The sequence below is a fragment of the candidate division KSB1 bacterium genome (assembly GCA_022562085.1).
Taxonomy (GTDB): Bacteria; Zhuqueibacterota; Zhuqueibacteria; order Oceanimicrobiales; family Oceanimicrobiaceae; genus Oceanimicrobium.
Map to the genome: position 1 here is coordinate 1 of JADFPY010000231.1, position 7276 is coordinate 7276.

A 7276-nucleotide genomic window follows, 5' to 3' on the forward strand; every position below is an offset into this window, starting at 1 on the left:
AATTATTACTCCTTTTGAAGTAAATTGAAGTAATAATATAGCGGATACTTGAGGAAAGAAATTGAGGAAAACTTAATAAAAACAAGTGGCCGGGCGCAGAATTGAACTGCGGACACACGGATTTTCAGTCCGTTGCTCTACCGACTGAGCTACCCGGCCTACCTATTGAACTTACAAGTGCAATTTTTTTACTAAAAAAACAAGGCAACCTTGTTCAAAAAATGAAATTTAAATATAAACAATTTTTATCTAAATGCAATAAAAAATTCTAATAAGAATCATTAAATAATTCCATCGTCCCAACACAGCCATTTTTATTTGCCAATATCGTTTACCCACACCCTTCCCCACCGCTAATTTGGAAGTGATGTAAAATTCTGAATACGTTGTGAGTATGATCCCTCCGAGCCCGAACTTGCCATAAAAGTAACGGGACGCTCAAGAATATGCGGGATTCAAAAAGGATATTTATCTTGGATGATTGATAAAACGGAAAGAGAAGTAAATTTTTAAGAAACTGGCAGAGATTGTAGTTGAATTAGCTCTTTACAACTGCGGCTTGGCCTTGGTCAACAACGACAACACCATTTTCCTCGGTTTGATAACTTGGAATCAATTCTTTCATTTTCGCGAACATCCGCTCACGCTGCATGGTTTCGGCCAGCTTGAGAATTTCATCCAGCTGCTGCATCATATACCAATAATCGTGGCCGTTGGAGTTGGCTACGAGGATTTTTTCATATTCTGTCCGTATGGGTTGCTCGTTTTTGTCCCATAAGATTTCATACATGTTCTCGCCTGGACGTTTTCCGGTAAATTCTATAGCGATATCTTGATCGGGCTCAAAACCGGATAAGCTAATCAGGTGACGCGCCATGTCCACAACTTTTACCGGCTCGCCCATATCGAGCACATAAGTTTCACCACCCTTGCCGATGATACTGGCCTGTAAAATCAAAGCGACTGCTTCCGGAATTGTCATAAAATAGCGAGTCATTCCGGGATCGGTAACGGTGATTGGACCCCCCTTGGCAATCTGCTTTTGAAACAAAGTAACCACACTGCCATTGCTTCCCAGGACGTTCCCCAAACGGACTATGGTAAACGTTGTTTTATTTTCGCGATTAGCTCCCTGCACATAGAGTTCAGCCAACCGCTTTGAAGCGCCCATCACGCTGGCAGGCTCGACGGCCTTGTCAGTGGATATCAAAACAAAAGTCCTGACGTTGTGCTTTTTAGATGCGTCCGCGAGAGTCATTGTACCTTTGAGATTATTTTTGATTGCCTCTTCGGGATTCATCTCCATAAGAGGCACGTGCTTATGTGCGGCTGCATGAAAAACCATCGCTGGTTTGAACTCGCTCATGACCCGATCGACTTTTGCAGGATCGCAGACACTCCCTACAACCGTAGCAAACCCACCTGCCCAGCGGGTTTGCAGATCATTGCTTAGGTAAAACAAACTGTTTTCCGAATGATCGAACATGACAAGTTTCTCAGGCTTGTATTCCATGATTTGCCAGCAAAGCTCTTGACCAATCGAGCCTCCCGCACCGGTTACCATTACAACCCGTCCTCTGATCATTTCGGCGATTCGTTCGCCATCTGTGTTAACGACATCTCTTCCGAGCAAATCTTCTATCTTTAAATCCCGCAATTGATTTAATGTTACATTTCCATTCATCAACTCACGAGGTCCGGGAACAGTCTTGAAGTCAACTCCGGTGGTTTCACAATAAGTGACAATTTTTCGCATCTCACGTGCTTTGGCCGAAGGCGTCGCGATAATGATCTGTTCAATATTTAATATTTTTCTGCTCAACCAATTGTGGAATATGTGACTATCCCCCAGAAATCATAAATAGTCAGGTTTTAATTATTTGAAAATAATAGGAGTTAAGTATGTAGAAAAAGATAGAAAAAAGGCTCCTGAATCCTTATCTTTAGGTAGCTGTACTGAACTAAAGAGAAGGAGGAGCCTTGATGAAAGGTAAAGAATTATTGGTTCGCATCCAAGGAAAATATCATTATTATTTAGGGTCGTTTTTCGGGTTATTTTAGCCGTCCTGATTGGAAGTTTCTATGCCAGATGTGTTTTGGTGTTTTGAGAGTGGTGAGGTGAAGTTATCGAAAATTGCTCAGGCGTTGAGTGAGGGAATTAGTATGAAGAAGACGACGGAGCGTTTGGCCCGTCATTTAGGTCGGGTCGGTTTTTGGGGAAAGATATTAGATGGGTTGCTTCGAGTTCAGCGCCGAGCGTTGCGGGGGTGCTGATATTTGATATTCGATATATCGGATATTCAGAAGAACTATGCGAAGCAGATGGAGGGGCTTGCCACGGTCCATGATGGCAGTGTTTCGTCTGAGTCGAAGCTATCATTAGGTTTAGGTTACTGGCTTGCGAATGTGATTGGTGTGAGTGCAGATGGAGGTTGGATCGTGCCAGCGTACAGTGAGTTGTACAGTTTAGAGGCGGAGGTAACAAGTGAGAATAAGGAGATTCTTTCAGCGATTGGCCGGGTGTGTGCTGCGATAGGCAAAGCAGGGATTTGGGTACTGGACCGCGGAGGTGATCGCATTGAACTCATGCGTCGTTTACTCAGGGATGAGATTTACTTTGTCATTCGTCAGACGGGTCGACGAAATTTGTGGTATCGTGGGAAATGCCGCAGTCTTCGTTGGGTCTCTCGTAAGGTTATGTTGAGCTATTCTTTCCGAGTGAAGAAGAAACACAAGAATCGTTTAGTTGAGCGGGTCTATTGTGCTGGAGCGGTGCCGGTTCGTCTTACAAAGAATGGTCGGGATTTGTGGTTGGTGGTGAGTAAAGCAGCGGGCCGAGGTTACACCTGGTATTTGGCTCATTTGCCGAGCAGCGAAGAGAAGGGTGCAGTAGAGCTTGCGCTTCAGGGATATGGGTATCGTTGGAAGATAGAAGAGGTGCATCGTCATGTCAAAAAACAATACAATTGGGAGGGGATTTGTCTCAGACGCTATGTGGCGCTTAAGAACATGAATGCGGTGTTTTGGATGGCGATGTCTTTTGTTTATACGCAACTGGAGTCAGTGCCAGTGGACCTGTTTACTCGCTTGAATTTGATATACCGTCATAAACTTGCAGAACACTGTTCGGGTTTATTTACTACAAACTTTCAGTAGCCCTGAAGCAGTTATTTGCACGATGTACCCTGAGGCTAAAAACTCTTCAAAAGTGGCCTGATAAATCTCAACTCACTTTAAATTTCGGAGACATCTGAAAAAATGAGGGGTAGCCACACCAAGTCTGGAATATCTCTTGTTGTTCCCAAAACAGGAATGCCGTGAATACTGACATGACGTTTATTCGGATCGTCATCGATAATGCCCACAGGGTAATAACCGAGTTTGTTGTCCGTTTTTATCTGCCGAAGCATCATTTCCCCTGCAGAACCGGCCCCAACAATTAAAACTCGACTTTTGCCTTCTTGTGAAAAACTCATGAGTTCCTTTAATAACCGAGAGGAAAACCTTACGCCGCCCATAGCAATGAACCCGAGCAGCCAATAAATAGACAAGACGGAACGCGGGGTCCACTGAACTCGCAGCATGTAAATAATCGAAATGTACGCAGCCCAGGCAACCGTATGAGCTGAAAACAGCAGCACGAGGTCTTTAATACCAGCGTACTGGTACAGTCCTTTGTAGAGCCCAAATCCGAAAAATAGCGTCAAAGTTAGGGTCAATAATATCGGGATGCTGTGAAAGTATGCGGTCAACTCTGCGGATGGTATGTTTGCCTCAAACCTGATTGCGTAGGCCAGAAGATAGGTTTAAGGTAATAAACACCCATATCTAATAATACCTTTAAACCCCGGCTAATTGTGCTCTTGGAATGCTGTACCCAGCGATTGCTCAACGGCAGATGCAGGCTCATCAATGTATTACCTCACCGCTTTTACCGTCTAATGATTCCTGCTGATTGGCAAAGAAATCGAACCACGCGTTTCTATATACGTCTATATCTTCCAGCACATTTTTCATATCGGTTAGAAGCTTTATTTAAAAGGAGCTTTGCGAGAGAGATTATTGAAATCGCCCGAGCGCTGTTTTTCTCTATTAGCAAAACCTGCTTTTCATGAGAATCTGAGAGATTGAGTGCTAATTTCAGTGCCGTTATGTCTTTTCCCATCAATTCACTATTGAAAGATGAGATTTGCTCAGCCAAATTGCCGAAGTAAACATGGTAGTGGGAAAAACGAAAAACTAATGGCTTCTGGCGTTCCTCAGCAGGATATTTGTGAGTGCTCGAACTAAGTACAAGTTATCGGTTAAAAAGCTGCGGTTTTCCTTCGCTGAGAAGTACTGCCGCTCTGACTCGAGGATTTCGTCGAAAGACTGAGGCAAATCTGCATAATACGGAGGAATAAGCCCCGGCTTGTATTTAAACCGCAACTCCTGTAAATCTTTCGGGTAAAGGCTGAAGTAATGCCGGCTTAAAGCCCTAACCCCAACTAAATTAATATCACCACGAAAATAGTTGAACAACTGAGGCAATTCATCCAGCCAATACTTTCTCATAACCCTTCCCCAATTGGCGATACGGAAATCGTTTTTGAACTTGCCATTTGACTGAAGCTTGTTATGTTCGAAAACGTACTCTTGCAGATATTCGGAGTAGGGATGCATGGTTCTGAATTTGCGAATAAAAATCGGCTGCCCGTTCAAACCGACTCTTCTTAACTTAATGATGAAATTATAAGAAGGATTCTTGTAGGTGCTGGGACTGGTGTGTTTCTTAGCGATAAAATAAAAATTCTCCTCGGTTTCCTCAACCGCTAAAACTTTAAACCCGCAGAAGTAGAGACGCCCTAAAATCTCCGCTTTTGAAATAGCCCGATTCTTTCCCCGCGAAATCATAAAATAGACGTTCTTCAGGAGCGGGAGCTTGGCCATGGCGCGGAAGTAAATGAAATGAAACAGGTAAAGCGCCTTCGACAGGTACGGAGGATAGGTTTTAAAAAAATTCCTCTTGTGAATTTCCAACGTGTCTCCCCTGCCGATGAAAATCCCGCCTTGTATTAATTTTTCGTGTACTTCGAGGAGATATTTATTGAGATAGCGGAAGTCGTTAAAACGGTGTAAATTGATGAACGACTGCAGGGAATCTTTCTCAAGCCTTTGCAGACTGGAGATTGAGGGAAAGGTTCCAGCCTCGGATTCGAAAATATCAAAACTGCTTAACCCTAAATTCTTATCTACAAAATCAAATAAGCCCGGGCAGGACCTGAGAAGCCGGGTCAGGACTCTGGTCTTCAGCTCTGCAAAGGATACCTCTGGCTTTGTTTCAGCTTCAACGAGAACCGGGAAATCCGGCTGCACGACCACATTCTGGATAGTTTTTTCCGAATCGATTATCAATTTTTCGCCCTAATCTAATGGTTTGCAAATTAGTTACTCATCGGCAAGAGCCGGATTGTCTTTAGTAACTTATTGGAAATTAATTACCTTAATACGAAAACTTAATAGAGGGGTGGAGGGCTGAATCAAGGTACAAATGGCGAGGCTCTCAAAGGCAGAAAGTGTCTTTTCTGGTGGAGACGCATATGATTGAAGTGGAAGCGCTCAATCAACCTTGAGACCGAAAGCAAGGTTTACGTGAAGTCCGAGAATTAACTTAAAGTTGCTCTGGTTATCCCCTTGACGATTCTTGTAATTGTCGAAGTTCTCATAGCCAAGATTTACAGTAAATAGTGACCAATAATTGGGAAAATATTTCAAATCAAACCCTACTTCCCATTTTTTCTCAACTACACCTATCGGGAATTTCTCCTTTTTTAATGGAAAATAATCGGTGGTTTTAACATCTCCGGAACGCTGCCACGATGCATGCACTTTCAGCAGCGCGGGATACAGGTTAAAATACTTTACATCGATTCCAATTCGCTCAATGCTGCTGCGTGGATAGCCCAGACTTTTTTCTCGATAATGAAAATTCTCAAACGTACGGCGGGACTGGTAGGTGCGGTTGCCGATGCGCACGTACTCCATACTGGTTTGCAAGCCTTCCGCCCAAATATCTGCAAAGCTGACTTTCAACTGCAAGCCAAGCCGATCGGGAAATTGTTTGCGATCATCCTGGCCCGGTTCATTGTTCACAACAATATCATCCACCAAAAACTGTAAATACGTATTCACCTTTTGGTGTGGTTTGTAGAATAGATCAATCGCCCAAAGGCCGCTGATTTCCTGTAGGTTATTTCTTTGAATGACATAGAAATAATTCATCGGGTTCATGAAACCGAACTCAAAATCTCTATCAGGGCCGCCATAAACACCCACTTCCGTAAGCGCAAATTGAAATTTACCCGAAGGCGAAAATTCAAAGCGGTGCGCTGTAAGAAATTTTCGAACATGGAAGACCGAATCGGGGGCATCTGTAATCAAAGCAGGTTCTTCTAGTGTTAGTGCATCAAGGTCTTCAAGCCGAGAGAGAATCATACTGAATTTAAATTTCTTAACTGTGTAGGAAAGTTGAACATGATCGTAAGAATACGGGTTATCCGAAAGAATAAGCCCGGGCGTCGACAAAGCGCCCCAGTTACGATCGATTCTTCCCATAAAAAAATCAAAATGGCCGGTATTAATGTTTAAATAAGCATCATTAATCCTGCCAAAAATCCACTCACCAGTATCGCCCATGAATAGCGGATCATCCTTTAGCTCGCTGTTTATAACCGTCCGGTTGACCAGGCTGAAGTGCGGTAACATCAAATTAAACTGAGCAGCAAAGTTATAATGATTTTTCGTCCTGTTTTTGAAGAGGGCAACATCTGCTACCGGCGCGGCTTGCTCTCCTCTGCGCACCGGTAAATCGGAATTCGAGACAAAGGAGAAATTATCACGGCCGTACAAAATTAATTTACCAAAGCCATTTTGCCCGTAATGCTGCTGGTAATGTCTATCGATTAATTGCTGCCACTCTCCCTTGAAATCCATTTTTTTCCGGATATCATTCAGCGTGTAGGGTTGATTTAAGACAAACGTTTTTTGATAGGCACCATTACTTATCCAGTACTCAATGAAATCATAGGTCCAGTCGTCAGCATAAATAAACTGTTTTGGCTCGCTATTTTGGGCAAAACTACTTACAAACAGTAGAAAAAAGTAAAGGCATCCAAATTTTAAATTTCGTAAAATCAAGCGAACACACTAATTCATTATTTCAGGGAGCACATCGACAATTCTTTCTGCGGTTTTACCATCCCAAAGTTGTGGTTTGCGGCCGCTTTTACCTTTGCCA

General features: G+C 43.2%; 5 protein-coding genes and 1 tRNA gene. 1 reads left to right on the forward strand and 5 read right to left on the reverse strand.

Annotation, left to right across the window (positions count from 1 at the left end):
* Positions 1–86: 86 nt before the first annotated feature.
* Both IH879_16285 and IH879_16290 read right to left on the reverse strand, forming a co-directional pair.
* A tRNA-Phe gene (locus IH879_16285) sits at positions 87–159 on the reverse strand.
* A gap of 379 nt (positions 160–538) precedes the next feature.
* Entirely contained in the window at positions 539–1822 is a 1284-nt protein-coding gene (locus IH879_16290) for a polysaccharide biosynthesis protein (GenBank protein MCH7676485.1), read from the reverse strand.
* A gap of 617 nt (positions 1823–2439) precedes the next feature.
* On the opposite strand from IH879_16290, the gene IH879_16295 reads away from it, so the two are divergent.
* Complete coding sequence (locus IH879_16295; protein ID MCH7676486.1) at positions 2440–3156, forward strand: transposase; 717 nt, start codon at positions 2440–2442, stop codon at positions 3154–3156.
* A gap of 77 nt (positions 3157–3233) precedes the next feature.
* Here IH879_16295 and IH879_16300 read toward each other — a convergent pair whose 3' ends face one another.
* The 3 genes from IH879_16300 to IH879_16310 form a co-directional block, all read right to left on the reverse strand.
* Positions 3234–3752: a hypothetical protein gene (locus IH879_16300; GenBank protein ID MCH7676487.1), complete on the reverse strand. Its 519-nt coding sequence runs from the start codon at positions 3750–3752 to the stop codon at positions 3234–3236.
* A gap of 487 nt (positions 3753–4239) precedes the next feature.
* On the reverse strand, positions 4240–5394 hold the full coding sequence (locus IH879_16305) for a sugar transferase (protein MCH7676488.1): 1155 nt from the start codon (positions 5392–5394) through the stop codon (positions 4240–4242).
* Between the two features lie 204 nt (positions 5395–5598).
* The gene (locus IH879_16310) at positions 5599–7176 is read right to left on the reverse strand and encodes a hypothetical protein (protein MCH7676489.1); all 1578 of its coding nucleotides are present in this window, start codon (positions 7174–7176) and stop codon (positions 5599–5601) included.
* Positions 7177–7276: the final 100 nt, after the last annotated feature.